26 protein-coding genes are annotated in these 26459 nt (G+C 37.9%); 23 read left to right on the top strand and 3 right to left on the bottom strand.

Annotation, left to right across the window (positions count from 1 at the left end; genetic code table 11):
• Position 1: 1 nt before the first annotated feature.
• The 15 genes from larC (at position 2) to H7R39_RS04020 (ending at position 13947) form a co-directional block, all read left to right on the top strand.
• Complete coding sequence (gene larC / locus H7R39_RS04095) at positions 2-1420, top strand: nickel pincer cofactor biosynthesis protein LarC (protein ID WP_185898072.1); 1419 nt, start codon at positions 2-4, stop codon at positions 1418-1420.
• Positions 1392-2318, top strand: coding sequence for an ATP-dependent sacrificial sulfur transferase LarE (locus H7R39_RS11235; RefSeq protein WP_185898071.1), 927 nt, complete (start codon positions 1392-1394; stop codon positions 2316-2318). Before larC ends, H7R39_RS11235 begins: the two co-directional genes overlap by 29 nt.
• The gene (larB, locus tag H7R39_RS04085) at positions 2305-3051 is read left to right on the top strand and encodes a nickel pincer cofactor biosynthesis protein LarB (RefSeq protein ID WP_185898485.1); all 747 of its coding nucleotides are present in this window, start codon (positions 2305-2307) and stop codon (positions 3049-3051) included. Before H7R39_RS11235 ends, larB begins: the two co-directional genes overlap by 14 nt.
• A 213-nt stretch (positions 3052-3264) precedes the next feature.
• Complete coding sequence (locus tag H7R39_RS04080; RefSeq protein ID WP_185898070.1) at positions 3265-4101, top strand: SGNH/GDSL hydrolase family protein; 837 nt, start codon at positions 3265-3267, stop codon at positions 4099-4101.
• A 219-nt stretch (positions 4102-4320) separates the two neighbouring features.
• Positions 4321-5220: a L(+)-tartrate dehydratase subunit alpha gene (ttdA, locus tag H7R39_RS04075; protein ID WP_185898069.1), complete on the top strand. Its 900-nt coding sequence runs from the start codon at positions 4321-4323 to the stop codon at positions 5218-5220.
• A gap of 97 nt (positions 5221-5317) precedes the next feature.
• Positions 5318-5620 carry a hypothetical protein gene (locus H7R39_RS04065; protein WP_163026473.1) on the top strand — a complete coding sequence of 101 codons (303 nt, stop codon included), beginning with the start codon at positions 5318-5320 and terminating at the stop codon, positions 5618-5620.
• 49 nt (positions 5621-5669) lie between these two features.
• Positions 5670-5972: a transposase gene (locus tag H7R39_RS11090; protein ID WP_051282770.1), complete on the top strand. Its 303-nt coding sequence runs from the start codon at positions 5670-5672 to the stop codon at positions 5970-5972.
• A gap of 52 nt (positions 5973-6024) precedes the next feature.
• Positions 6025-7047, top strand: coding sequence for a FecCD family ABC transporter permease (locus H7R39_RS04055; RefSeq protein WP_021086678.1), 1023 nt, complete (start codon positions 6025-6027; stop codon positions 7045-7047).
• Complete coding sequence (locus H7R39_RS04050) at positions 7044-7829, top strand: ABC transporter ATP-binding protein (RefSeq protein ID WP_009295486.1); 786 nt, start codon at positions 7044-7046, stop codon at positions 7827-7829. The genes H7R39_RS04055 and H7R39_RS04050 overlap by 4 nt, the downstream gene beginning before the upstream one ends.
• Before the next feature lie 23 nt (positions 7830-7852).
• Positions 7853-8800 (top strand): aldo/keto reductase, encoded by a 948-nt coding sequence (locus H7R39_RS04045; RefSeq protein WP_021086681.1) that lies wholly within the window; start codon positions 7853-7855, stop codon positions 8798-8800.
• 17 nt (positions 8801-8817) lie between these two features.
• Positions 8818-9927, top strand: coding sequence for an ABC transporter substrate-binding protein (locus H7R39_RS04040; protein WP_103559558.1), 1110 nt, complete (start codon positions 8818-8820; stop codon positions 9925-9927).
• A gap of 119 nt (positions 9928-10046) precedes the next feature.
• A complete protein-coding gene (locus H7R39_RS04035; protein ID WP_185898068.1) occupies positions 10047-10559 on the top strand; it encodes a hypothetical protein in 513 nt (170 codons plus the stop codon).
• Positions 10560-11068: 509 nt separating this feature from the next.
• Positions 11069-11530 carry a hypothetical protein gene (locus tag H7R39_RS04030; RefSeq protein ID WP_185898067.1) on the top strand — a complete coding sequence of 154 codons (462 nt, stop codon included), beginning with the start codon at positions 11069-11071 and terminating at the stop codon, positions 11528-11530.
• 488 nt (positions 11531-12018) lie between these two features.
• Positions 12019-12846, top strand: coding sequence for a cell surface protein (locus tag H7R39_RS04025; protein WP_185898066.1), 828 nt, complete (start codon positions 12019-12021; stop codon positions 12844-12846).
• Between the two features lie 9 nt (positions 12847-12855).
• The gene (locus H7R39_RS04020; protein ID WP_185898065.1) at positions 12856-13947 is read left to right on the top strand and encodes a hypothetical protein; all 1092 of its coding nucleotides are present in this window, start codon (positions 12856-12858) and stop codon (positions 13945-13947) included.
• Positions 13948-14177: 230 nt separating this feature from the next.
• Here the strand turns inward: H7R39_RS04020 and H7R39_RS04015 are convergent, their stop codons facing one another.
• The gene (locus H7R39_RS04015; protein WP_185898064.1) at positions 14178-14924 is read right to left on the bottom strand and encodes a CAAX protease; all 747 of its coding nucleotides are present in this window, start codon (positions 14922-14924) and stop codon (positions 14178-14180) included.
• 571 nt (positions 14925-15495) lie between these two features.
• On the opposite strand from H7R39_RS04015, the gene H7R39_RS04010 reads away from it, so the two are divergent.
• From H7R39_RS04010 to H7R39_RS04000, 3 genes are all read left to right on the top strand, one after another.
• Positions 15496-17682 (top strand): tyrosine-type recombinase/integrase, encoded by a 2187-nt coding sequence (locus H7R39_RS04010; RefSeq protein WP_185898063.1) that lies wholly within the window; start codon positions 15496-15498, stop codon positions 17680-17682.
• 241 nt (positions 17683-17923) lie between these two features.
• Positions 17924-18169: a hypothetical protein gene (locus H7R39_RS04005; RefSeq protein WP_185898062.1), complete on the top strand. Its 246-nt coding sequence runs from the start codon at positions 17924-17926 to the stop codon at positions 18167-18169.
• The gene (locus H7R39_RS04000; protein WP_185898061.1) at positions 18166-18444 is read left to right on the top strand and encodes a type II toxin-antitoxin system RelE/ParE family toxin; all 279 of its coding nucleotides are present in this window, start codon (positions 18166-18168) and stop codon (positions 18442-18444) included. The genes H7R39_RS04005 and H7R39_RS04000 overlap by 4 nt, the downstream gene beginning before the upstream one ends.
• A 71-nt stretch (positions 18445-18515) precedes the next feature.
• Here the strand turns inward: H7R39_RS04000 and H7R39_RS03995 are convergent, their stop codons facing one another.
• Entirely contained in the window at positions 18516-19403 is an 888-nt protein-coding gene (locus tag H7R39_RS03995) for a hypothetical protein (RefSeq protein WP_185898060.1), read from the bottom strand.
• Between the two features lie 26 nt (positions 19404-19429).
• The gene (locus H7R39_RS03990) at positions 19430-19837 is read right to left on the bottom strand and encodes a hypothetical protein (protein WP_185898059.1); all 408 of its coding nucleotides are present in this window, start codon (positions 19835-19837) and stop codon (positions 19430-19432) included.
• 327 nt (positions 19838-20164) lie between these two features.
• Here H7R39_RS03990 and H7R39_RS03985 point away from each other — a divergent pair, with 327 nt between their 5' ends.
• From H7R39_RS03985 to H7R39_RS03965, 5 genes are all read left to right on the top strand, one after another.
• Positions 20165-20518, top strand: a complete 354-nt coding sequence (locus tag H7R39_RS03985; protein WP_185898058.1) for a plasmid mobilization relaxosome protein MobC — start codon at positions 20165-20167, stop codon at positions 20516-20518.
• A 3-nt stretch (positions 20519-20521) separates the two neighbouring features.
• Positions 20522-23473 (top strand): hypothetical protein, encoded by a 2952-nt coding sequence (locus H7R39_RS03980; RefSeq protein ID WP_185898057.1) that lies wholly within the window; start codon positions 20522-20524, stop codon positions 23471-23473.
• A gap of 347 nt (positions 23474-23820) precedes the next feature.
• Positions 23821-24591: a hypothetical protein gene (locus H7R39_RS03975; RefSeq protein WP_185898056.1), complete on the top strand. Its 771-nt coding sequence runs from the start codon at positions 23821-23823 to the stop codon at positions 24589-24591.
• Positions 24592-24718: 127 nt separating this feature from the next.
• A complete protein-coding gene (locus H7R39_RS03970; RefSeq protein ID WP_185898055.1) occupies positions 24719-25513 on the top strand; it encodes a hypothetical protein in 795 nt (264 codons plus the stop codon).
• A 157-nt stretch (positions 25514-25670) separates the two neighbouring features.
• Positions 25671-26459 carry a hypothetical protein gene (locus H7R39_RS03965; RefSeq protein WP_185898054.1) on the top strand — a complete coding sequence of 263 codons (789 nt, stop codon included), beginning with the start codon at positions 25671-25673 and terminating at the stop codon, positions 26457-26459.

Raw genomic sequence — 26459 nt, 5'->3', positions numbered from 1 at the left:
TATGGCTAAAATTTTATACTATGATGCTAGCTGCGGTATTAGCGGCGATATGAATTTAGGCGCGCTGGTGGATTTGGGCGCGGATTTTAGCTATCTTTGCGCCGAGCTTGCTAAGCTAAATTTAGCTAGCGAATTTTACCTACGCAAGCGCAAAGTGCTAAAATGCGGTATCTCCGCAACCAAAATAGACGTCGTTTGCGCGGCAAATCAGGGCCAAATTCCGCTTGCCCTCTTAGGCGCTAAATTTAGCCCGCGTCAAAATTTAAACGGCAAAATTCACGGCGCCGAATTTAGAGCGGATAAGCCCGCCCAAAACCGCCCGCATCCGCGAAATTTCGCGCAAATTTTAGAGCTTATCGAGAGCTCTAGCCTAAGCGCTTTCGTAAAAAAAACGGCAAGCGAAATTTTTAGCATTATCGCGCGAGCCGAGGCTAAAATCCACGGCACTAGCGTAGAGCAAGTACATTTTCACGAAGTGGGCGCCGCAGACAGCATCGCGGACGTAGTGGGCGCGGCTATCTGCTTGGAGGCTTTGGGCGCGCCGCAAATTTTTGCTTCGCCTATCGAGCTTGGCGGCGGTTTTGCGCATTGCGCTCACGGCAGGCTGACCGTACCGGCGCCTGCGGTTTGCGAAATTTTAAAAGGCGCGCAAGTAAGCCTAGGGCGAGCGAATTTCGAGATGACTACGCCCACAGGAGCGGCGATTTTAAAGGCCTGCGCGCTAAATTTAAGGGAGCAAGACCGCCGCGAGTCGCCGCGAAATTTTAAAATTTTAAGCACGGGCTACGGCGCTGGCGATAAAGACGTCGCAGATTTTGCCAACGCGCTTCGCGTGATACTTTGCGAAACGAGCGAGGATTTAGGCTTGAGAGATGAGCCAAATTTGAGCGTGCAGATCGGCTATGGCGAGCTTTGCGAGCGGATTTTAATCTCCACTAATATCGACGACATGGACGCCGAGAGCTTTGCCTTTGCGTGCGATATTTTGCGAGATAGCGGCGCGCTGGACGTATTTAGCAGGTCTATTTTTATGAAAAAGGGGCGCGCGGGCTTTGAGCTAAACGCGCTGTGCCGCAAGCAGGACGCCGCGCGGATAAAGGGGCTAATTTTCGCGCATACGACGGCGATCGGAGTTAGAGAGTGCGCCGTGAGGAAAACGGAGCTTGCGCGCGAGTTTTGCGAGGTAGAGACTAAATACGGCAAAATAAGGCTTAAAATTTCGCGCGGCCGAGTTTGCGGTTTTAACGCCGAACAAAATTTAACGGACGAAAATTTAGCCCGAAATTACCCCGAAATTTTAAAAATCAAGCCCGAATTCGAGGACTGCAAAAAAGCCGCGCAGAGATTTCAAACGACGATCCGCGAGGTTAGAAACGAGACTTTAAAAAAATATGACGAAACTAGAAATTCTAAAAAATGATATAAAAAAGCTGGAAAATTTAGCCGTAGCGTTTAGCGGCGGCGTGGATAGCTCGCTACTGCTGCGCGTTGCCGCCGATACGCTAGGCCGGCGCGCGGTAGCTATCACGCTAAAATCGCCCTATATGTCGGGGCGCGAGATAAAAGAGGCGGTGGAATTTACCCGTACTTACGGCATCAGGCACGAAATTTTAGAGCTAGACGCACCCGAAGCGGTAAAAAATAATCCGCAAGATCGCTGCTACGTCTGCAAAAAGGCGGTTTTTACGCGGCTAATCGAGCTAGCAAAACATCTAGGCTTTACAAACGTCGCCGACGGCACGAACCTAGACGATCTTGGCGAATACCGCCCCGGGCTTAAAGCAAAAGACGAACTTGGCGTACTTTCGCCGCTTAAAGGCCTCAAAAAATCAGAGATTAGAGAGCTTAGCCGCGAGCTTGGATTTAGCCGCGTCGCAGACGGCACGAACCGAGACGATCTGGGCGAACATCGCCCCGGGCTCAAAGCCAAAGAGGAGCTAGGCGTACTCTCGCCGCTGATAAATTTAACCAAATCAGATATCCGCGAGCTCTCGCGCGAGTTAAATTTACCCACCGCCGAAAAGCCCGGCTACGCGTGCTTGCTAACGCGCCTACCGCACGGGCGCGAGATCGAGCTGAGCGAGCTAAATTTGATCGAAGCGGCGGAAAATCTACTCATCGCAAGCGGCTACACAAACGTCCGCGCGCGGTGCGACCGCAAAAATATAAAGCTGCAAATGCCCTTTTCTAGCATGGGGGACTTCCTAAACGACGCGAAATTTAAAAGCGTCGTTAGGCAGCTCGTGACGCTTGGCGCAGCGGAGGTGACGCTCGATCTAAAGGGGCTTAGAGAGGATGTTTTGCATGAGAGAGGATGAAATTTTAGAGCTTTTCGCAGGGATAAAAAGCGGCCGCGTGAGCGAGCAAGAGGCGCTAAAATACCTGAAAAACTACCCCTACGAGGACGTGGGCTGCGCCAAAATCGACACCCAGCGCGCCCTGCGAAACGGCGCAGGCGAGGTGATCTACGGCGAGGGCAAGACTGATGATGAAATTTTACGCATCGCAGAAGCGATCGGCGCGAGAGGGCAAAATATCCTAATCACGCGCACGAACGAGCGGGTTTTTGAGCTGGTGCGCGAAATCTTGCCGCAGGCGGAGTTTAACGCTCGCGGCCGCGTCATCAGCGTCAAATTTAAAGAGCCTGCGCTCACGCAAAGCTACATCGCGATAGTATCTGCCGGCACCGCCGACGGCGCGGTCGTGGAGGAGGCGTACGAGACGGCGCGATTTTTAGGCAACGACGTGCGCAAATTTAGCGACGCGGGCGTGGCGGGACTGCATAGACTGATCGCCAATTTAGAGCAGATACGCGGTGCAAAGGTCGTGATCGCGGTAGCCGGCATGGAGGGCGCGCTAGCTAGCGTACTGGCAGGGCTTGTTAGCGTGCCGGTGATCGCAGTGCCCACCAGCGTGGGATACGGCGCGAGTTTCGGCGGGCTAGCGGCGCTACTAGCGATGCTAAACAGCTGCGCAAACGGCGTCAGCGTCGTAAATATCGACAACGGCTTTGGCGCCGCGTACAACGCGAGCCTGATAAATCATCTGTGAATTTTACTAATTTTCAAGTATTTTTATCAATATATGGATATTTTCACACTTGTCATTAATTTTTTAACTCGGACTAATTTCTAAAAAATATAAAATTAGCTCAAATTATATACGCTTGTATATATAAATACTTGAAATATCTTAAAAAATAATCTAATGTTATTTGATAAAGTGATATAATCAAACAAATTTTATTTACCACAGGAGGAAATCATGAGTAAATTCAAATTTTTCACAACCGTGATATTGTCCGCATTGTTAGCAGGATGCGCCAGCACACCTACAAAAACAAGTATGCTAACGCCATATGAAGCAGTATCAAAAGAAGAAAGCCTTAGAGAAATCCCGACTTCGGCTATTTTTATAGGCAACAGCTTTTTTTACTTTAATAACGGCATACATCGTTATGTTAATGACTTAGCCAAAAAATCAGGGATAAATTTTCGTTCCACCATGGTAACTATAAGTGGAGCCGGTCTTGACTGGCACGACGTAAATTCATACTTTAGACCAAATGCTATCGCTTCGTATTCAACTTCAAATGACGGCAAGAATACTCTTAAATTTCGTGATAAAAGTGAAAAACTATTTGAAGTTGCAATCATGCAAGATAACTCACAAGGCCCAGTACATCCGGGACTAAAACCTATCTTTGAAAAAGAGGTCGATAAAAACTGCAAAATAGTTTCAAAACATGGAGTAAAACCAATTCTTTTTATGTCTTGGGCTTACGAGGGCGAGCCATGGATGACAAAAGAGCTTGAAAACGGATATGTAAATGCCGCAGCAAGAAACAATGCCATCGTAATACCTGCCGCACTTGCATTTGAGAAAGTAACCAAAGAGCGCCCCGACATTAAACTACGCATAGGCGACAAACGACACCCAACAATTGAAGGTACTTATTTGGCCGCTTGCACGGTATATGCAACACTATTTAAGCGATCAGCTCAAGGCATCAAAAACAATGCCGGCCTAAATGAAGAAACTGCAACATATCTCCAAAAAGCCGCGTGGGAGGTAGTTAGCGATTTTTATGAGCTAAAATAAATTTCAACCCTAGCCGACCTGGCTAGGGTAGCTTTATTTTTTAAATTTTAATTATTCGTTTTATTTTAATATCCAATCATAAATGCTAAATTGCAATTTTAGATATATAAACATAATTTTTGACCTATACATTACTTAGAATTAAACTCGATATATTGAACTAAAATTAATATGCCAGGCATTGGAAATATGTACTCAAAATTTCACAAAGGAGAAGCGATGGATAAACAAAAAGCCGCCCAAAAGATGACCGAAGTCATGGCGAAATTCGTCGGCTACACGGGCAAGGTGCTGCCTGACGACGTGACGGCAAAACTGCGGGAGCTTAGCGAACGCGAGACGCAGCCGCTGGCAAAAGAGATCTACAAAACGATGTTTGAAAACCAGCGCCTAGCTAAGCAGCTAGATCGTCCGTCTTGTCAGGATACGGGCGTGATCCAGTTTTTCGTGCGCTGCGGAGCGAACTTCCCGCTCATCGGCGAGCTTGAGGAGCTGCTGCGAGAGGCCGTACTGCGAGCGACGCGCGAGGCTCCGCTGCGTCACAACAGCGTCGAGACCTTTGACGAGTACAACACCGGCAAAAACGTCGGCAAGGGCACGCCGAGCGTATTTTGGGAGATCGTGCCGCAAAGCAGCGAGTGCGAGATCCACACCTATATGGCGGGCGGCGGCTGTAGTCTACCCGGCAAGGCAATCGTGCTGATGCCGGGCATGGGCTACGAGGGGGTCGTGAAATTCGTCATGGACATAATGACGAGCTACGGCATAAACGCCTGTCCGCCGCTGCTAGTGGGCGTAGGCGTGGGCACCTCTATCGACGTGGCATCCTTGCTATCCAAAAAAGCGCTGATGAGACCGCTTGGCTCGCATAATCCAAACGAACGCGCCGCGCTAACCGAAAAGCTGCTCGAAGAGAGCATAAACAAAATCGGCCTGGGCCCGCAGGGCATGAGCGGCGCGAGCTCAGTGATGGGCGTACATATCGAAAACTGCGCCCGCCACCCTAGCGTCATCGCCGTCGCCATAAACGTAGGCTGCTGGTCGCACCGCAAAGGCCATATCGTCTGGGACGAGCAGCTAAATTTTGCCGTAAAATCGCACAAGGAGTTCGCGCTATGAGTAAGAAAATTTTAACCACGCCGATCGCGCCCGAGGATCTAGCAGATATCAAGATCGGCGACGTGATCTACCTCACGGGGCACATCAGTTTGTAGATTTGGCTAGCACACAAAGAGAGCTAGCAGATGAATTAGGAGCTAAGTTTTTAGAATTTTGTAGTTCATACCTAAATGAAAAATGTGTTATTGCCAAAAGTGAATTTACTTACCAAGAATCTTTTTTGCCAGCAAGCCTAACTATCGAAGCCTACACTAAAAAACCGACTGCTAACACAACAATGGTAGATGCGTACATTGGTAATGTGCATTTTAGGTTAAATTATGATTATGTATATGAAGAGTATGATGATGACCATTTTAAAGATGAATATGTGTATCAATATCTTGACTTTCAAATATAACAAGTGCTATAATATAATCAAGTTATATTTAAAAAAAGGAGGGCAAATCATGGCAAACGGAGATTATGAAGTAACTCATAATAGGATTCTTAATAGTGTAAAGAAAAAATATCATTCATACAAAGGTAAAGTAGGCAAGATTGCTGATAATATAATAGACAGAAATTTTAAAGCTGATAAGCCGTTGCAAAAATGGAGTACTGATGTATCTCAATTTAACTTTTCATGGGGTAAATGCAACATTTCACCAATACTTGATATGTATACAAATGAAATAATCTCTTATGACTTATCCTTAAGTCCTAATTTAGAGCAAATATCTAAAAAAATTTTGTTAACTTCTTTATATTGAGGATAGGAGACTATATAAAAGATTTTTACTATTAATTAGAAAGAGTGGATAAATGGGGAAAGGTTTCTTTAAGAATAAAAAATTATGCATATTGGTTCTCTTTGTATTGCTATTGCTTTTAATACTAACTTGTATTTGTTTAGGAAGATATCAGGTTAGCCCCTATAAAGCATTTATGATTATATACAAAACAATAACCGGAGATGTTAGCGGCTTAGATGTACATGAAACTAGTGTAGTAATTGACATAAGACTACCTAGAATACTTATGGGAGTTTTAGTAGGTGCAGGGCTATCACTGGCAGGAGCAGCATATCAAACTGTTTTTTCAAACCCTTTAGTTAGCCCGGACTTACTAGGGGTGTCTTCAGGAGCAGGTTTTGGGGCGGCTTTATCTATATTATTATCCCTAGACATGATAGTGACTCAGCATGTTTCTTTGCTTCTGGGGCTTTTAGCAGTTTATATAGTTTTAAACCTATCCAGAGTAAAAAAACGAACAGATTTGTATGTGTTAGTTTTATCCGGAGTAATTGTAAAGTCACTATTTGATGCTTCAATATCATTTATTAAATATATAGCAGATCCGGAAGATAAGCTTCCAACTATCACTATGTGGTTGCTGGGAAGTTTAGCAAGTGTATCCTATAGAGATCTTGTTATTTGTTCAATAATAATAATACCTTGTATTTTCGGCTTCTTTCTATTAAGGTGGAAATTGAATCTTTTATCTCTAGATTCTGATGAGGCTAGGTCTTTAGGAATTAATGTAAAAAAATTACGTATTGTGGTTATCTTACTCTCAACATTGATAACTGCAACTACAGTTTCTGTATGTGGAATTATAGGATGGATAGGTTTAATAATTCCCCATTTGGCGAGAATGGTTATCGGAAATGATAATAGGTACCTTATTCCAACTTGTTGTGTTATGGGAGCAATTTATTTATTACTGATAGATACCCTTTCAAGAGCAGCTACAAGCAATGAAATTCCCATTTCAATATTAACAGCATTTATAGGTGCGCCATTATTCATAACTATACTTAGAAAGAATTCGGGAGAAAGAAGATGATACTCCAAGTTAAAAAAGGTACTTTTTCATATGACAAGAGAAAAATTTTAAAAGATATTTCATTTGATTTAAAAGAAGAAGAAGTAATGTCCATTCTTGGACCCAATGGGGTGGGTAAAACTACTTTCTTAAGGTGTCTTATGGGATTTTTAAAATGGGACACGGGAAAAGCCTTATTGTTCGGCAAAGATATAAATGAATATGCAGAAAAAGAATTATGGGAAAACTTAAGTTATGTTCCTCAAGTTAAGAAAAGTGTGTTTAGTTATGGGGTTTTAGAAATGGTTGTGATGGGTTTAGACAAGGAAAACAGTTTTTTCCATATCCCTACGAAGGAAGATTATGATAAAGCTTATGAAACTTTAAAAGAATTAGGAGTTGAAAAGCTATCAAATAGATACTGTGATGAGCTATCCGGAGGAGAGCTTCAAATGGTTATGATTGCGAGAGCTCTTGTTTCTAATCCAAAACTTCTTATTTTAGATGAACCGGAGTCAAACCTGGATATGAAGAATCAAATTAGAATCATAGAGGCAATTAAACATATAAATGTAAATAAAAAATCTGCTTGCATAATAAACACTCATTTTCCTAGTCATGCATTGCAGATATCTGACAAAACTTTGTTTATCGGTAGTGACTACAAAACAACCTTTGATGAAAGTTCGAAAGCCATTACTGAAGATAACTTACAAAAGTATTTTCAGATCAAAGCTAAAATTTTAATTTTTCAAGCAGAAGAAGTTGAATACAAAACAGTTGCACCTTATAAAGCCATATAGAACTGTTAGAAGGAGGTTAATGAATGGAATATAGAAAATTAGGATCTACAGGCATACAAATTTCAAGAATATCTATGGGAAGTCATCACTTAAAGAATCCCCAAGATATAGATAAACATGCAGAAAATTTCTTCTATGCATATAAACAAGGAATAAATTTCTTTGAAACCGGCGATACTTATGGAAACAATTGTTCAGAACTTATATTAGGTGCAGCCATAAAAGAAATGAAGAAGCATAAAAAACCATTTTATATTATGTCAAAGACACATGCCGGAGATTCTAAAACATTTCGAAAAAATCTTGAAAATTCTTTGAAGAATTTAGGAATAAGTTGTATTGACTCCTTTACTTGTCTTTGGGGTGTAAAATCTTTTGAAGAATGGAGAGGAGCTAAAAACTATGGAGCTATAAGAGAGATGGAAAAAGCAAGAGAAGAAGGACTTATTAAGCATATTACTTTTTCTTCACACTTACAAAATAAAGAACTAATTGAGATGATTGGGGAGTATAAATTTGATTATAGTTTACAGGGCTTTAATATAATTAATTCCAAATACAGATTAAAAGGAATAATGAAGACTCATGAAAAAGATATAGGGACAATAGCTATGAATCCGCTGGCAACAGGAGACTTGTTGCTTTATGAAGATATATTTAACGCTATTCGTATAAAAGAAGACCAAACTTTGGTTCAAGCGGCATATGCATATATTCTGTCCTTTCCTTTTATAGATTCTGTACTGGGAACCTTTAATTCAAAAGATGAAATTAATGAAGCTATTAAAACCCTATATCAAGAACCTTACTCTGCTAAAGAAAGGAGTGAACAAGAAGGAAAATTAAAAGAAAGAATTAATCAAGTTGATTTAGAAAGAAAGATAGAAGTTGGCAAAGCTCTTAGACAAAGACCTCATATATTAAGAGAAGAAGTTGCAGATTTGTTTGGAGTTTATCCACTAAGTGTATAATTTTCAAAGGAGGAAAAATGAAAAGAAGGATTAGTTTATTATTATTTTTAGTACTAGCATTAATTTTAAATGCTTGTGACGGCAGCTCTCAAAGTAATAAAAATGAAATCAGTGAAAACAAGGAAAAAGAAGCTAGTCAAGTGCGAGAAGTTAAAGAGGTAAAAGAAAGCGAATACTCGGTTACTGATGTTAGAGGAAAAACGATTAAATTTGAAAAAACACCGGAAAGAATTGCAACGGTGGACAAGCCTCTTCCGTCTATAATATATGCAATTGATGGAAAGACAGATAAAATTGTAGGATGCAACCCATCTTCTATTAAAGCTTTTGAAGAAAGTGTTTTAAAAAACATGTATCCACAACTAGCTAATGCGAATACTAAATGGTGTTCAAAAGACTCAGTTGTTAACGTGGAAGAGTTATTGAAGCTAAAACCGGATGTAGTGTTTATTTATTCGAATATTGAGAAAGAAATTGAAAAAATGGAAGCTGCAGGACTTAAGGTAGTAGCTTTAAAGAGGGCAGAATTTGACAGTATAAAAGAAAATATAAAAATGATATCTGAAGTACTTCAAAAGAAAGAACGTGGCGACTTATTAGTTGAATATATGGACAAAGGAATTAATGAAGTAACATCAAAGTTAGCTGAAATAAAAGATGAAGATAAACCAAAAGTTATAGAGTTTTATAGTGACATGAAAATAGCTGTAAAAACATACGACCATTGGATGAAACCAAGTGGAGCCCATAATCCGGCCCACGAGCTTAAGGGTAAATTGGCTGAAGTGGACATGGAGCAGATGATTGTATGGAACCCTGATATCATTTATTTAGGAAATCATTCAGACTTAATGCCGGAAGACTTTATTGAAAATAAGCAGGAAGGTAGAGACTGGTCAACAATTAAAGCTGTAGCTAACAAACAAGTATACAAAATTCCTATAGGTGTTTATAGGTGGGATCCTCCTGGGGTTGAAACTCCGCTTACAGTTAAATGGGCTGCAAAAATACAGTATCCACAATTGTTTTCAGATATGGACATGGAAGTAGAGTTAAAGAATTTCTTTGAATATGTATATGATTACAAATTATCAGATGATGAAGTTGCTACAATATTGAGGAAGTAGTTTTAACAAGAAAGGAAGAAACATGGATAAATAAAAGTATTAGAAATATGATTACAAATTATCAGATGATGAAGTTGCTACAATATTGAGGAAGTAGTTTTAACAAGAAAGGAAGAAACATGGATAAAATAAAAGTATTAGAAAAAGGACATGAATTAGAATATAGCTTTGATGATTTACTAAACTATCATGGTGTAGGTTATCCCGGGGGAGTAGCTCATGCATTTCAAGTCATGAGTAGAGCCTTTCCACTTTTAGATGATGGGAAATTATTAGAAAGAAGAGAGATATATCTTATTACAGCATTTCCGGGACCGGGAGGGCTAGATGCTTTTGAAATGGTAACAAGATGCGTAACAGGTGGTAGAATTTCCGTTGATGTTAATTTAAAAGAAGCTGAAGAAGTCCTAGAAAGTCCCCATGGAAGATATTATTTTAAATTCAAGTATAGAGATAAAACAGTCGTTATAACCATAAAGCCAGGTTTTGTACTAAAAGAATTTATTGAATTATCAAGAAAAGAAGATAGAAGTGAAGAAGAAGAGACTACTTTGATTCAGATGAAAAAAGATATGGCAGCAAGACTATTGGCCGCTAAGCCCGAAGAAGTATATAACGCAAAAGTTCTATAAAAGAAAAAGAGAAGGGTTTTGATATGTACCCTCTTTACTGGACAAACCAGTAAGGAGGGTATTTTTTGAAAATAAAGATGCGTTTGAGTTATTAGTGTTTGGTTCTTATGGAACAAAATACAGTAATTTTTTAGGCTGTATAATAAATATGGGGTTTTAGGGACTATCCCTAACGAGGTATTTTTGTCTGACTTGTCGGACAAAAAGTATCCTCGCCCAGATGAAATAAAAGATGGCTTTTTTATAGCAGATACCATATATACAGATCCAAGCTGGTTTAGGTTATGTTTTTCGTTGTTTATCGATCCGTTTAAGATAAATCAAATAACATATAGCAAAATATTAAAAAGTCGAGAGTATCAAACAATCTGTGTAAATCACCCCTAACCCTATAACCATTCATCTAAATTTTACTCATACTTTTCTAAGGTATCACTAAAATAGATACTAAGCTGTGGATATATCTTATCCCAGCCTCTTATTTTACCTATTGTATGAGTGATCGTTATTTGGCTGATTTTGTAACTAGTATAAATTGTGATAAAAGATTATTTATAGCTAAAATGACAGAGCCAGCCATTGTAGATCAAAGGCTTATTAGATTTTCTAATACGAATCATTTAGATATAGACGTTATTCATGCTCTATTAAATAGTATCGTGAGTTTATTTTTTCTCGAAGCAAATGGATTTGGTAGAGGTCTAGGTGCACTAGATCTAAGCTCAAGTAGAATTCACGATTGCTTTAAAATTTTAAATCCATTAAGTTTAACAACAGAGCAACAAACCATCATAAAAGAAAAGTTTGAGCCTCTTACTAATGAACAGATTATAGACTTACATAGTGAGCTAGAAAAAGACATTAGGATAGAATTCGATAGGGCTATTCTAAATATCTATGGAATCGAACACCTGTATGAAAATATCAAAAATTCACTATTGTTCTTGTACGATATGCGCACAAAAGTTTAATTTTATTAGCTCAATTGAAGTGTATATTGCATCATTTGCATTAAATAAACCTAACATATTTTGTAATAAACTAAAATTTGTCTGAATCTGGTCAAGATTTTTAGGTGTGTTTGCTACATAATATCGGCTTTTTATAAAAATTAACGTATAGCGCACATTTTAAAGTTACTAAAAATAATAAAGATTGTGCTGCTTGAAAAAAGTAGAAATATTAACAAAAGTCATTAAATTTCAAAATCCACAAAAGCTCTATCGGCGAGATGGTCAGGTTTAACAATAAGACTTATTTGTTTACGCCCTCGCCGGATCAAAAATCATTTGAAAGTATCGATATAATGGATACCGTAAAGCAATACTACAAACTATTTAAGGCAGTCGTCCCTAAAGGCGAAACGAATATCTAGCATGATATTTTATTACTACAATTGGCTTCCTGGTTTATGCTAAAGAAAAGTCGTTTTTATCCGATATAGTCTCAAAGTATTAAAATGATAAGCGGCTCAAATTTAAACATTTCTACGGCAAATTTCAAGTCAAATTTAACTCCTGCAGATAAAACCGCTAAGACGAATTTGGCGAACGAGCAAACGGAAATTGCAAAAGAACAAGACAAGGCAAAAGAAAAAAGCCAAATCGACGCCCTTATGCATATACCTATTAAAAATGCGGTAGAAAGCATCATAGATATAGACGAGAGCGAAAAAGGCTGGATAACAAAAACCATAGATAAAATAGACGGCATACTCTCTAAGAAATATACTGCGGACGAGAGGCGAGCGCTGTCGATGAAATATCCACCCGAGACCATGGATGGGGCAAAAGATTTGGTGTTACAGCTTTATGCGAATACTCTCAAAAGGTATTCAAAGGATGGCGAGCCGACTATCCAAGGTAAGCTTTTGGGGCTGGGCACCAAAGAGGAACGAGAGGAATTAATCGCTTTTAAAGACTCTTTACCAGAAGGAGCTACGATGAGCGACGTCGGAGCCAATTTGCTGTTAAGAACCGACATCAGTATAGAAGAATTTAAAAAACTCTATGCGGAAGATATCGAGAAAACCACGAAAGCCCACAAAGAAGCCGTAGCAAAAATCAATCAAGAGATGAGAGAATACAACGAAAATTTAGCTAAGCAAAGAGCCGAAGCCAAATTTAAACCCATACAAGCCACAAGTAAAAGCAAAACATACGTAGATAAAGACATCAGACGAGAATTCTTTGAAAATTTCTTAAAAGCCGAACGCAAAAAGGGGACGGATATAACTGAAATTTTAAATCAACTAGCAAAACTAGGCAAATTTGACGTAAAAGCATAAAGGATTAATATGATAAGCGGCGTAAACGGATTTAACGCAAACGTAAATTATGATTTTAGTAGCGCTCATGAGCGAAATTTAAAAGCACGCGAGGAAAAAGAGGCTATAAATTTAACCTCAAATTCGGCGCCGTCTCGATCAAATTTGACCGAACCTATTGATTATTATGCTCTCGATCCTGACGAACTGGACGAAAACGAGCTTGCCGTTTGGGCGCAAAACGTAGAGTTTTCAAGACTAAACGACAAGCAGCAAAATAGGCTTCTTGCTATAAAAATGGGCTTTAAAAAACCGGTATATAAACCTTATGATCCCGTGGTTGTGCGTAAAGCGTATTCGCTAAGCGGCTATACGGAAGATGATAAAATCAGCGTTTGGGGCAAGATAAACGGGCTTGATCCAAACATGAGCAAGGGCGAGGTCGCAGAGCTAAAGAAATTTATAGATAGCACGAAGGTCTTGCAAAGCAATTCAAGCATGGAAAACGATGTTTTTAGCGTAGACGGGTTTATGAGTGCGTTTAATGTGGATCTAGGAAGCTTTGGCGTTGGCCACACAAAAGGTATCGGACTTAAAATGGCGGTCGATATGGCAAAGCTACTAGACTCCGATATGGATTTGGAAAAATTTAAAGATAAATGGCTTGAGGTTGCCGCCGAAAAGATACTAGGAGAGAATGCAAAGGTTAAAATCTCACTCAAAGACGGTAAGTTAAATTTTGACCGGATATCAGGAAAACGACCTGCGGTCTTTTGGGGACAAGAGATGGTAAAACAGGTGAGCTACGCAGACGAAGCAACTAAAAAAGAGTTTTTAAATTTCTTAAAAGATGCATTTAAAAAAGGCGAGAGCATCGCAGACATACTGCAAAATATAGCCCTAAGAGAAAGTGCAGTAAGCGATCAAGCTCCTAAAGAAACACCCGGAGAGAATAAATTTAAACCTATCCAGGCCACGAGTAAAAGCCAAACCTATGTTTATAAAGATATAAAGCGCGAGTTTTTCGAGAATTTCCTAAAAGCCGAACAGGAAAAGGGGACGGATATAATGGAAATACTGCGCAAAGTGGGCAATATTGGCAAGACGGATATTATCGCATAATGCCCAAAATCCATGCGCGAGTAAGGGTTTAAAAAGCATTTTAAATAAATATTTCGCCGAGTTTGGCGGATCGAGCGCTTACAGGGCAAGTGCCTATACGAACAAAAAGCGGACAACTTGGATGAAGTTACGCAAGCTGGTATAGTAGGTTCTGCAGATCTGCGAAAATGGCAAATTTAGCTTTTTTGTAGGCTTGCATGATTATTATGGTCTTTATGGGCTGTATAATTCTAATCGTATTTGTATTGCAGCTTGATATCGCCTCTAAAATCGCAGCCGCCGATAGCATCTTGTAAATTGTAACCCATTCGTAAAAGCAATATTTCCAAATCTTTTGCGAATTTTATCTTTGTAGGATTATTGTGGTATATTTCATTTCTAGCTTTTCTTATTTGCCCTATTTTGGTTATTAGATGTTGGCGTCCGTAAGCCGGAAGTATTTGGGACTTGTATTCTTTCGTACTTGCAAAGATGTGCTCTACCGTATGCCAATATTCATCGCTTAGCTCTTCTAGGTCTATCATATAAAATTTATCGAATATGCCAAATGTTCCTAGATTTTGTAGGTCTTCATTTTTGCAACGCCTTTTTACTATATTTAATATCCTTCCAAGCTCTGGCTTATCTGTTTTAAAGAACCAATCATCGGCGTCTTGGTTGTATAAATTTGAAAAATTGACGGCTAGAGTGCTACGAAGTCCGCTCTCAAAACAGTGCAGCAAGAGAAACTTGGCCTGATGGGTTCTATGTCTTTTATTGTAGATTGAAATTATTAAATCAAATAGATTGAGGTTGTTTAGGTTTGTTTTTGGCAATACGGCGTTAGCTTCTTTGCAGGCTCCAATTAAATATTTAAAATGCAATACCGATATCGCTCTTTTTATTCTGGCCTCAAATTCCTGATCCATAAAGCTATCGTAGCCTTGTTTAAATATATCGTATATTTTTTCATACAAGCTTTGGACTATGTCAAACATCTGCTTCCTAAGTACTTTTTTATATTGATTGTATTATAATCCGCAGTAGCTTAGGGGGTTCTGACGATAGTTCAGGCTAAAACTACCCTAAAGCTTTTATCCTGCAAACTTCTAAAAAAGTTAATCTAAACCTACAAAATATAAACTGCAAGCCCTTGCATCCATTGTAAAAGTATCATTATGTTTAAAAATAGCCACATAATTTGTCGGTACCAAATAAAACTATTGGATTGCTTGGCTGTGGCAAAATATTTTTATTTTTTGACGTTTTTCATTGTTTATGAAGCAAGAGTGAGATATAATTTTAAACTTTTTTGAGATAGTGTTCCACTTTTTTATACAAGTGTTCCACTCTTAAAGGAAATTTTAAAGAAAGGGAAAGATCGGAAGAAACTTTTCCGATGCCTAAAATACGACGTTTTGGTGTCACGGGGGAGACTTGAACTCCCGACCTCCGGCTTATGAGGGATTATTTAAATTCGCACCAAATTACCTAAAAAACGGTATACAGCCAGTATTTCTTTAAATATTTGCTACAGTTTGCTACAATTTTTATCGTATAACGACGATAATGCAATATCTCGTAAAACGAAACGGCATATATCATTTTAGGATAGCCATTCCGCTATATTTAAAGCCGTATTTTGGCAATAAAACCGAATATACAAACTCTACCCGCACGAAACGCTATGATTTAGCCAAAAATCATGCTAAGATTTACTCTAGAATTTTTAGTATGATTAAAAAGGCGGCTAAGATGAATTTGGGTAGCGAATTTATAGAGCACTTAGTGTTTACGCTTTTGGAAGCCAAGGAAGCTAAAAGCATTAAAGAGCATGACTTGCTCGGCAGATATATAAGCATAGACGGATTATTGTCGCTTAATTTATATCTAAAACAAAGCCTTAAGGAAAACAGCTTGCCCGGCACGATATCAAGAGAGGTTGACGAGATATGCAAAAAGCTATCTTGCGCCGATATATCAATCAAGAAAGCTCTACGTAAAAGACTACTAGAAGCTACTATCGACAACATAAATCATATATCTTATAAAATGTCTAAAAATCAAAAACTGCTAAACGAGAAACAACAAGCCTTCGTGCCACTTAATAAAAAACGTAAAAATATAAATTTAAATGACGACGTTAAAAACGAGATAGCCAAAGTTACCGAAAATATAGATATAAGCACCTACCAAGACGATATAGATCTTTTAAAAGATAGCGATCTGGTGCTTCCTTTTACTAAAAAGTCATTAAAAAACAGCGTTTCGGAACTAACCGATTCGATAAATGCCCTGGCTAGGCAAAAAGGAGCATTGACGACGAACGATATCTTTAGGCTGTTTGGGCATAAATTGCTGCCGGACGGAGACGATAAACCAAGCGGAGATTTAAAATTCGGATACGGCAATCTAGGCGACTCTACTTTAGGAGGTTGCGTTAAAGTGTATAAGGCGAGCGATTATGAGGATAGAGGCATAATTTTAAAAGACCTGGAAGAGAGCGACTTGGATGTGGCGCCAGAGCTTACCAATGCCGACGATACTGAATATATTAACGACATTACGTTAAATCAAGCTATTAAATTATCTCAAGGCATTATCGCAGATAGAGCCAAAGCACTGAGCGAACGGCTAAAATCTAGTAAAACCCTAGCTACCGTAGTAAACGAGCATGAAGCCGGAACGGACATAATTACTCTTAAAGCGGCTTTTAATAATTACGTATCTAACACTAGCGTATCTAGTAGCTGGAGCGATAGCACCCTAGGGCTAGTTAATCACGTAGGAAAGCTTATGTTTATGTACTTTGGCGGCGATTCGGACATCAAAAGCATAAAAAGAGACGATTTGCTCAAATTTAGAAATACCTTGCTTAAGCTCCCGACCAAACTCTCTCAAAACAATCTCTATAAAGGCAAAAACTTAGACGAGATCATAGCTATAGCAAAGGATAAGCCGAAAATTTCCAAGTCTACTATCAAAAAATATATAGTTAGAATCTGCGAATTTTTTAAATATTGCTACGACAGCGATTACTTCGCTAAAAATCCCGCCACGGATATTCAAATAACCTTAACCGCCGATGACGTTATAAATAAAAAGCCATACCGAGATAGCGACGTAAACGCTCTTTTAGCCATCGTCGGCGATATTAAGGAAAACGGCGATACGAAAAGTCAAAGAGTAAATAAAGACGAACTGTTTTTCGTAACCCATATCGCAGCGTATTCTGGAATGAGGCTAAAAGAAATAATACAGCTAAATACGGACGATATAATAACCAAAGACGGCGTAGTTTGTTTTAGCTTAAATATGGAGATTGACGTAAATACCGATAGAAGCAAAACTTTAAAAACTAAAAACTCTATAAGAAACGTACCTGCTCACCCTAAATTAAAAGATATCGGACTTTTTGAACTAATAGATAGTAAAAAGAAATCTGGCGCTAAAAACGGTAAGCCCGTAAGACTATTTAATTGCGACAATAAAGACTTTTCGGAGTATTTTAGAAAAAAGATCAACATGAGAGTAATAAAAGACGATAAAACAAGGACGTTTCATTCTCTTAGGCATACTTTTATAAACAAGCTAATTCAAAGCGGCGAGAGGATAGAGCATATAGCGGCTCTAGTGGGTCACGAGCAACAGTATAAGATTACTATGAATACTTACGCAGAGCCCGTCAATATGAAAATTTTAAAAAACTTAGTCGAAAAGATAAATTTTATAGAAGTTAAGGAAGAAGAGGGGTAAAAACGAGTAATGCCCTTTAAATAGACGGACACAACCTAGTTCTTTGCGTAAGAAGCGAATTTTTTGTTTTTAAAAGCTTATGACAAACACAAACGTAATCGTTTGAGAGATTAAGACGTGCCACGATATGTTATTTTACTCCCTTACCCCTCTTTGCTTTGTTTACGCGCTTGCATACCGCAAGGCGACTTCTTTTTAGGGGATATGGTATAATGCTTTAAATCAAATTTGAGGAGACAAGATGACCTCGATTAACATACGAACCGATAATAGTAACCTAATAGAAGCCATAAAAGCTATTTTGCAGCTAGATCCAAAAGCTCAAGTAACCTACGACGACGACCTTGGAGAATTAAGCCTTGCGGATGCGAAACATTTGCAAGAAATTTCCGACGCAGACGATAGGGGCGAGGTAAAATATTATAGCGTTGATGAAATGAGAGAGCGCTCCAAAGAGCATTTAGGAAAGCTCGTCGCGTCGTTATGAAAATAGTTCTTTCGGATAAATTTGGTAATGAGCTGGAAAGAATGCTAAATTTTATCGCTCAAGATAGCCTTAGCAGAGCGACCGAATTTAACGATGCCTTGTATGGCAAAATCCTAGAAATTCCAAGCAGGCCTTATAGCTTTCGCAAGAACAAGCTACTTAAACGAGAGGATACGAGAGACTTAATTTTTAAAGGCTACGTGATAGTTTTTCGTATTAAACCAGATCACATTAAAATTCTGTCTATATATAAGCATAATTTGCCGAATTATTAACCGACTGGCGTAGGTTTAGCGCATCCTCTTAATTATCGCCTCTTAGATAGGGTTTTTGTGAGAGCGGTGAGTCAACGTCGGACTTTTATAAAGAAATAGGTTGAATTACCCGAGTTTGGTTTGGGTTTTTCTACGTGTATATTGGAAATAATTTGGTTTAAGTACAGCCTGCCGTCATTTGTTGCTTTAAAATCTTTAAGTAGGTTAATGTCCGTTTCTTGGAGTATTGTAGCATAATGGTCATAAATTTCTTTGTAAAGCATGTAATCTTTGAGCTCAACTGATTTTTCCGAAATTTCGTCAGAATATTTTTTGAAATTTAAAAAAATCTCCTCCTGAGCTTGGTTTACGTTGTTTATGTATTCATTAATTTTGGAGTTAATGAAAAAGAGATTGTAAGAAAGTCCAAGAATCGAACAAATAGCAAATCCTATGCCGACCATCATTATATCACGCTTAATAGATAACGTTTTCATTGACTCGGCTGTTTTTTGTAAATTAGGTACGACTTGACTTAAAGATTGATTTAGTTTTTCAAATTTAGAAATGGGCAAGGGAGCTTTTTCAATAAGATTATCTATCGTCGTTTTTAAATTCGTTAAGCTAGCTTCCAAATCGGCTAAATATTGTTTGGCTTGCGAATCCGAAAATTTCTCGCTAAGTAAATTCGATACGTTAATTTCTATTTGCGAAACAGTGCTTTTAATTTTATTGTCAGTATCTACCAAACTTTGAGACTTTTTATTGAAGGATTTAGATAGTTGGATATCAAGCTCTTCGAGTTTTTGTGGCAAGTCTAAGATTTTGTGAATCTCTTTGAGACTTGCAGCCAAGGAAATAAGATTGTTTGATGATAAAGCCTGTTTAAGATCGTCTGTAATTGATTTAATTTTGTCAACTAAGGACTGTAGCTCGGTACAAATTAATTCCATGCTTTGATATTCTGGTTGTTCCTGCATGTTATGCTCCTTGTGTCGCCATAGATTTATTTTATATTTTCAGTACTATTTGCACTAGTTTGTTCATTACCATCAATATCCTGCCCCTGAATATTTTTAACTACCTTGGGTTTCTTATTGCTACTTTTTCTGCGGGGCTCTTCAATTTTGCCGCCGCATTCTACCCATGCAGCGTTAAAATATCTACGCGGGAACGTATAGTTAAAGGTTGTATTTATATATTTATATGCCTTTGTCGGATTGGCTCCTTTTTGAATTAGTTTGGTGAGAATTTTCCTAACTCGATCAAGTTCAAAAAAGGCTTTGGGCGTAAACTTCTCATCCGGAATAAAATTATCAAAAGACTCGTCGAGATTTTTTTCTATTTTAGATAAAGTAGAAAATGTATCTTTAAGCATCTTTGGTTCGGACTGTTTGTTTTTATTTTCTTTCATTTAAGTCTCCTTGTTTTAGTTTTTAATACATGTATTATAGCATTTACGGATAATATTTGCAAGTTATAATAAAAAGTGCTATAATAAGTCGTAGATAAGTATAAAAATATATTGTTTTAGGCACGTCAGCCAAATATCCGACAAATCTTTGCTTCGCAAAGATCGGATTTGGCACGCGCCTAGGGGAAGCCCCCTAGAGCCCCTTATTAAAAACAAAAAGCTATTTTTGTTTTTAATAATACTAACTATTTAAACTATGCACTATCATTTATACTTTTAATAGCTAGTATTTTTTGTCGGTTTATGTAGTAGTAAAGGAGCTATATAATGTCCAAAAGTAATAAAAATAAACGACACCATCTTGATATTATTCTTGATGATATTTTATTAGAAATAGTATCTGAACGAGCAATGAAGCTTGGAATATCCAAGAGCATGTATGCTAGACGGTGTATAGAATTAGAAATACAATCTAGTTTTGGTATAGATAATGATGTAAAAGAGCGTCAAAGAAAGCATCTAATGCTCTTAAATAATATTGCAAATAACGTAAATCAAATAGCTAGAGCTAGTAATAAAGTTGCTAAAGATTTTTCTGGTAATAGTATTAAAGCTGAATCGTTATTAAAGCACATCCATTATCAACTAAGCGCTATTTTAAAGCTAACAATTAAAGAATAAGTCATGATTATACGTATAACTAGCGATGCACAATACGGTATCTCAAACTATCTTAGATACGGTTTAAAAAAGGATTCTACTATGACTAGAATGCAGAAAGATACCATAATACCTCTCGAAGGAAATCTTGATGTTTTTGAACAGATTGAGAATTTTATGCATACTCATAAAGACTATAAGAGTGGAAACTATTACCACTTGACGCTATCTTTTTCGCAACAAGATATGGAAAAAATAGATGATATGTCAGACGAATTTCGCCGAGATTTTATGCGTAAACTTGTTCAAGAGACCTTAGACTTCTATTGTAGCGGATATGATTTTGATGAGATAGTATGCTATGCAGAAGCTCATCTTGCCAAGATTAAAACAAATGAAAAAGGCGAAAAAAGATTAGATCATATTCACCTTGCGGTAGCTAAATATTCTCCCATGCTGGATAAGGCTATCAGGTTTAGACCGTTTAACTTAGGCGTAGATAGCGCATTTCAAACATATCTTTGCCAAAAATACGACCTAGATTTGCCGCAAAATAGCCCAAGATTTAACCGCATAAAACCGTTTAAAACAAAAACGGCTATGACTAGAAAAAATCTAGAAATACTATTCCAAGACGTTAAAAATGAAAAAGATATAATAAATTTATGCTGTTCGCTAGGTTTGGAATATACTAAAGTAAACGGTAAAAACGGCGCATATTATAAGATTAAAGCAAACGATATGAAAAAGTATATAAGGCTTTACGGTAAAGGGTTTGAGACCTGCTTTGCGGCCGTAAACCCAAACTATATACCAAAACCTAGGCAAAGTAATAATCTTGAAGTCGTTATTCAAAGGCTTAAGGATACTATGGCTAAGGACGTAATAGCGCGCAAAGGAAAAAGGCATATCAAGGACGAAAAAGAAATTACTATGAATCAAGTCGAAATTCAAGCCCTGACCGAGAACATAGAAATAGCTCAAATACCGTCAGGTATCGGCGAATCTAAACGACCTACCAATGAGGTAGATGGGCAAAAAGATGGCATAAAGGCTGAGTTTTTTGCTAAAATTTCGGCCATTTCTCCGCTAGAGGCGCTGGAATTTGCGCGTACAAAAGATTGGCTGCCGGCTAATTGCGTCTATAAAGAGAATCTTGAAAATCCTAGTAAATTAACTAAATATAACGAAAGAACCAAAAGAACTTCGTCTCCCAGTTTGTATGATTTTTTCGTAAGGGATTGCAAGCTAAGTTTGCCTGAGTTAAACGACGTAGTTAATTATCTTTTTGATGAAAAATTTAGACCGCAAACCGTGGACTTGCAAGATAAACTTCCCGTTTTTGAAATAGGAGTTCAAAAACTACCGCTCGGAGACTTTGATTTGGCGTCAGGCTTTGTTAGCGAAAAAATCGAATCCATGGACGAGCTTGCAGGCGTAATGAAAAACGAGGTATATTCAAATGCAACGTTTCGCTCTTTAACGCAGACGGATATCGAGAAGAAGTATGAGCAGCAGCAGCAAGAGGTGGAGAATGGATACAGGAAGCAAATATCAAAGTATCTAGTAAATAGCGCGCCCCATCTTAAAAAATACGGCTACCGCGGCGCAGAGTTTATAGAGAGCTTTTCTAGCGCTATGTTTTTTGATATAGGTGGTAGTTTAAACGGTAAAATTCGTGACGTTTCTACTGTCACGCTAGCTGGCCTTACCGAAAAGATAAAAAGCTTGCCTTATAAAGCGATGATTGTAGCGACGCAAAGTCGTCAAAGCGATACGGTGACGGAGTTAGAAAACATCAAACAAAAAACCCTTGAAACATCGGCGCGAGACGAGTTATCGCCTATCTACGAAAAGGAAAACAGGCGATTAAAAAAAGAGGGCGAAACCGATAAGATACGTCTAGTCGTTTTTGGGGATACGAATTTTAAATTCGACGTAAAATACAAAGATATCTCTCGCCAAAAGCAGTACATAAAAAGATGCTATCTTGCCGTCCGCAATAAAATAGCCGAGCTTTTTGGCATATCCGAGTATGTAGATAAATATACGAAAGGAGACGTCGCAAGGCTTTATTATCCTTTGGCGCGAGAGGCTTTGGTTTTTAAATATAACGAACCCGGACGCACCCTTGTTCCATGTCTGAAATTTTTCCAAGAAGTAGAACCTACTATCAAACCCCAAATAGATACGGATATCTCACTGCAAACTCAAAAGCTAGCCAAAAGGCAAACCCAAAACCCACAAACGCAAAAGATTAAAATAGACACTTCCTCGTCTCGTGAGATTGCCGCTTTATGCGCTAAATTTAATATCGACGAAGTCGAATTTGCTCCACTGGCACAAGAAGATAAAGCGCCATACGCAAAAGTCGTCGATTTTACGTCGGTTAATAGCGTAGATTTTAAAACCGCACTAGAAGCTTACGGACTTAATCCCGAGTTTAACGCCTCAAAGCAAATTTGCTTAACAAACCGCGATAATCTTTATTTAATCATACCCGCAAATAGCGGACGAGAGCTAATATACGACTATAAAGAGATGAGCGGTCAAGCGATCGACGTCGCTAGGTTCGTCGAAGAAAACGATCCTGCTTCTAATTTTTTCGATAAATTTAAGAGCTTTGCAAGAAAGATGGGACAAGCGGCCGACTTTTTCATCAAAAAGAACATCTCTATGGTAGCTAACGCAATAAATGAGGCGCTAGATCAAGGTATCGTAAAGCGGGAGGCGTTAGAATCTAAGATAAAATCATATTTTACTACGGGGAATTTCACTCCTACTGTACATATGAATTATGGCGCCATATCCGTTGACGGCGAGAGTTTCGAATACGATAGGGATTTAAATTTCGACGGCGAAAAGATAGAAAAACTAAATGGTATTCTTTTTGCACAAGATAGTAAAATGAACGAGACCGACGATTTGCTCGATCATGAGCCGAGCGCTCCAAGCCGCTACGGTCCGGATTTTTAAAAACAAATTTAGAAACATTAAGCCTTGTAGGCGGAGCGTTTAGACACTATTGTTTTTAAGAACTTTAAGTTTTAATATACAAATTTAAACTCATATGGCGCTTTTGGAACTATAACAGATACCGCCAAAGCATACAATAGCGGGTCTAAAATATTAAGGCTTGCCCCTAAATTTCATACGAATTTAAATAAGCAGATTTATATCAAATTTTAATGATAACTTAAAATACACAATAGTAGAATATCATTATCAAAAAATATTTTTGTATTTTTAGAGATAACATTATGTTTTAGGTGTATAAAAACAGTGACTAACTAGGTCAATACAACAACTCAAAGGAGCAAAATTTGAATACGGCAAACCAACAAACTAAAAATTCAAACAACGACTTTCAAAACTCAAATTTGGCAAATTCGGACTCGGGCAAATTTGCGAGGGATTATGATAAAGAGCCGATAGTTATCAAAAACTATGAAGGATTTTTTGTTAAAACATCCGTGTTATGTCCTATGTTTTTCTGTATCACGATTTTAATTATTTTTGATAAGTACCAGGCAAATACTATTTTTGTTACTCTATGGCTGTGTTTTGTATTTTGCTGGATATTTATTCCATACTATTATTATGTCGTTAGGCATAAATTTGAAGTGAAATTTACAAATAATTTTATTGAGTTTTATAAAGACGGCAAGCTTGAACGTAAATCTGCGCGAAATGATTTGGATAAGATTATCGTAAAGCCGTTTTGGAAGCTTGGGCCGACAAAGTCCGACTCGGGTGATAAAATCTTTTATTTTATTATATTTATGGCATTACTCTATGCGATAGGATGGACGCTAGCGTGGCTTTTGGCGCTTTTATATATCTCAAATATTATTTACAAAATTTGCTCTCAGCTGCTTTTGGTCGGTAGTCTTAAGCGTTTTACATTGTTCCCTAGTATTATAGTGGATTATCCGATATACCCAAAATATTTTCTATACAACGGCATTATACTAGCTGGAGAATATTTTATGTTTCAGATTTTTAGCGATGATGAATATCAAGAAATCAAAACCTACTTTTTGGACAGAAAAAATATAGATATCGACGAAATTAAAAAATATTATTTTACTTAAGGAGCATAAAATGACAAGAGAAGAAGTTGCAAAAGTTGAGCTAGATAAAGCTTATGAGAGGCTTTTGAAAAATACAGGTTTAACTAAGCGAATTGGGAAAGCTAAGGATGCAAAAAAGGAGTAAAATTTGAATACAGCAAACGAACAAACTAAAAATTCAAACAGCGACTTTCAAAACTCAAATTTGACAAATTCCAGCTCGGGCAAATTTTCGAGAGATTATGATAAAGAGCCAATAGTTCTCAAAAACTACGAGGAAGCATATCAGGTTTTATTAGTGATTTCGCCGTTTATGATCGGAATGACTACTGCGATATATATATGCGGCAATAATAATTACACTAGCGGCATAGAGATTGTTACGGGATGTATATATGTGCTTTTATTAATACTATTTTTTGTGCTACTGGAATTTATCGGCTATAAAAAAGAACAACCCATTTTAAAGATAAAAAATAGCAGTGTAGAATTTTACGAAAAAGGCAAAAGGGTTTTTGTCTCAAGTCGCGACGACTTAAGGAAGTTTATTTATAAACCATTTTTTTCCGGCAGTAATAGGCCTAGGAGTTGGATATATTTGCTTGCCATAACTCCCCCAGCTTTTTACTTTATTTACATTATGACGTTATCTTCGTATGTTACGTATTTTGCTCTTTGCTTTGCTGTATTTAATCTTCTGGGGATTTTCCTGACTAAATTTTTCTTCTGCCTTATCTTAGGCGGAAGGAATGCTAAATTTTCACCTTTTTTGGTTATTTGTATAGACGAGCCGCACAATAAACCCGGCAGTTTTTGGGGTGTGCCGCACGGTAATTATTTTACGATCACGATAGTCGATAAAGATACGTATAGAGAAGTAAAAGGATACTTTTTATCCAAACACGGCGTAAATATCGATGAGATAGATAAAGTTTATTTTTAATAGAAAGGATTAACAATGAGTAACGATGTAAGCAGTAGAGAGGCCAAAGCAAAGCATGAGCTTGATAAAGCTTATGAGAGGCTTTTGAAAAATGCGGGTTTAACCAAAACTGATCATAGAAGAATCTGGTAAATAAAACATAGTAAAGGAGTAAAATTTGAATACGGTAAACGAACAAACCTCAAATTTAAACAGCAACCTTCAAAACTCAAATTTGATGAATTCAGGCTCGGGCAAATTTGCGAGAGATTATGATAAAGAGCCGATAGTTCTCAAAAACTACGAGGAAGCGTATCAGATTTTGTTAAAAATGATACCTTTTATACTTGGACTGGTTGGCGCGGCGGCTTTGTGTGCCGATTACGATTATACCGGCAGTGTGGATATTGCCGCGGGATGTATGGCTATACTTTTACTAATACTATTTTTTGTGTTAATAAGTTTTATGTACTACAAAAAGGATAAACCGACCTTAAAGATAAAAAACGGCAGTATAGAATTTTATGAAAAAGGCAAAAGTGTTTTTGTCTCAAAACGCGATGATTTAAGGAAGTTTATTTATAAACCGTTTTTTATCGGCAGTGAAAAACCTACGGATTGGCTTTATTGGCTAGCCGTAGCGCCTATAGCTATTTACGTCATTACGCTATCTTCATATGTTGCATATTTTGCTCTTGGTTTTGTTGTATTTAATATTGTCGGGAATTTACTGACTAAGTTTTTTATGTGCCTTGTCTTGAGCGAAGGAAAGGGTATAAAATTTTCATCTTTTCCGATTATCCGCATAGACAAGCCTTATCACAAACCCGGTAGTTTTTGGGGTGTTTCATATAGCAGCTACTACACGATCACGATAGTCGATAAAGAGGCGTATAAGGAAGTAAAAGGATATTTTTTATCCAAACACGGCATAAATATCGATGAGATAGATAAAGTTTATTTTTAA

The organism is Campylobacter massiliensis, assembly GCF_014253065.1.
In the GTDB taxonomy this organism is placed as follows: Bacteria; Campylobacterota; Campylobacteria; order Campylobacterales; family Campylobacteraceae; genus Campylobacter_A; species Campylobacter_A massiliensis.
This window is presented reverse-complemented; position numbering and strand designations above follow the sequence as displayed.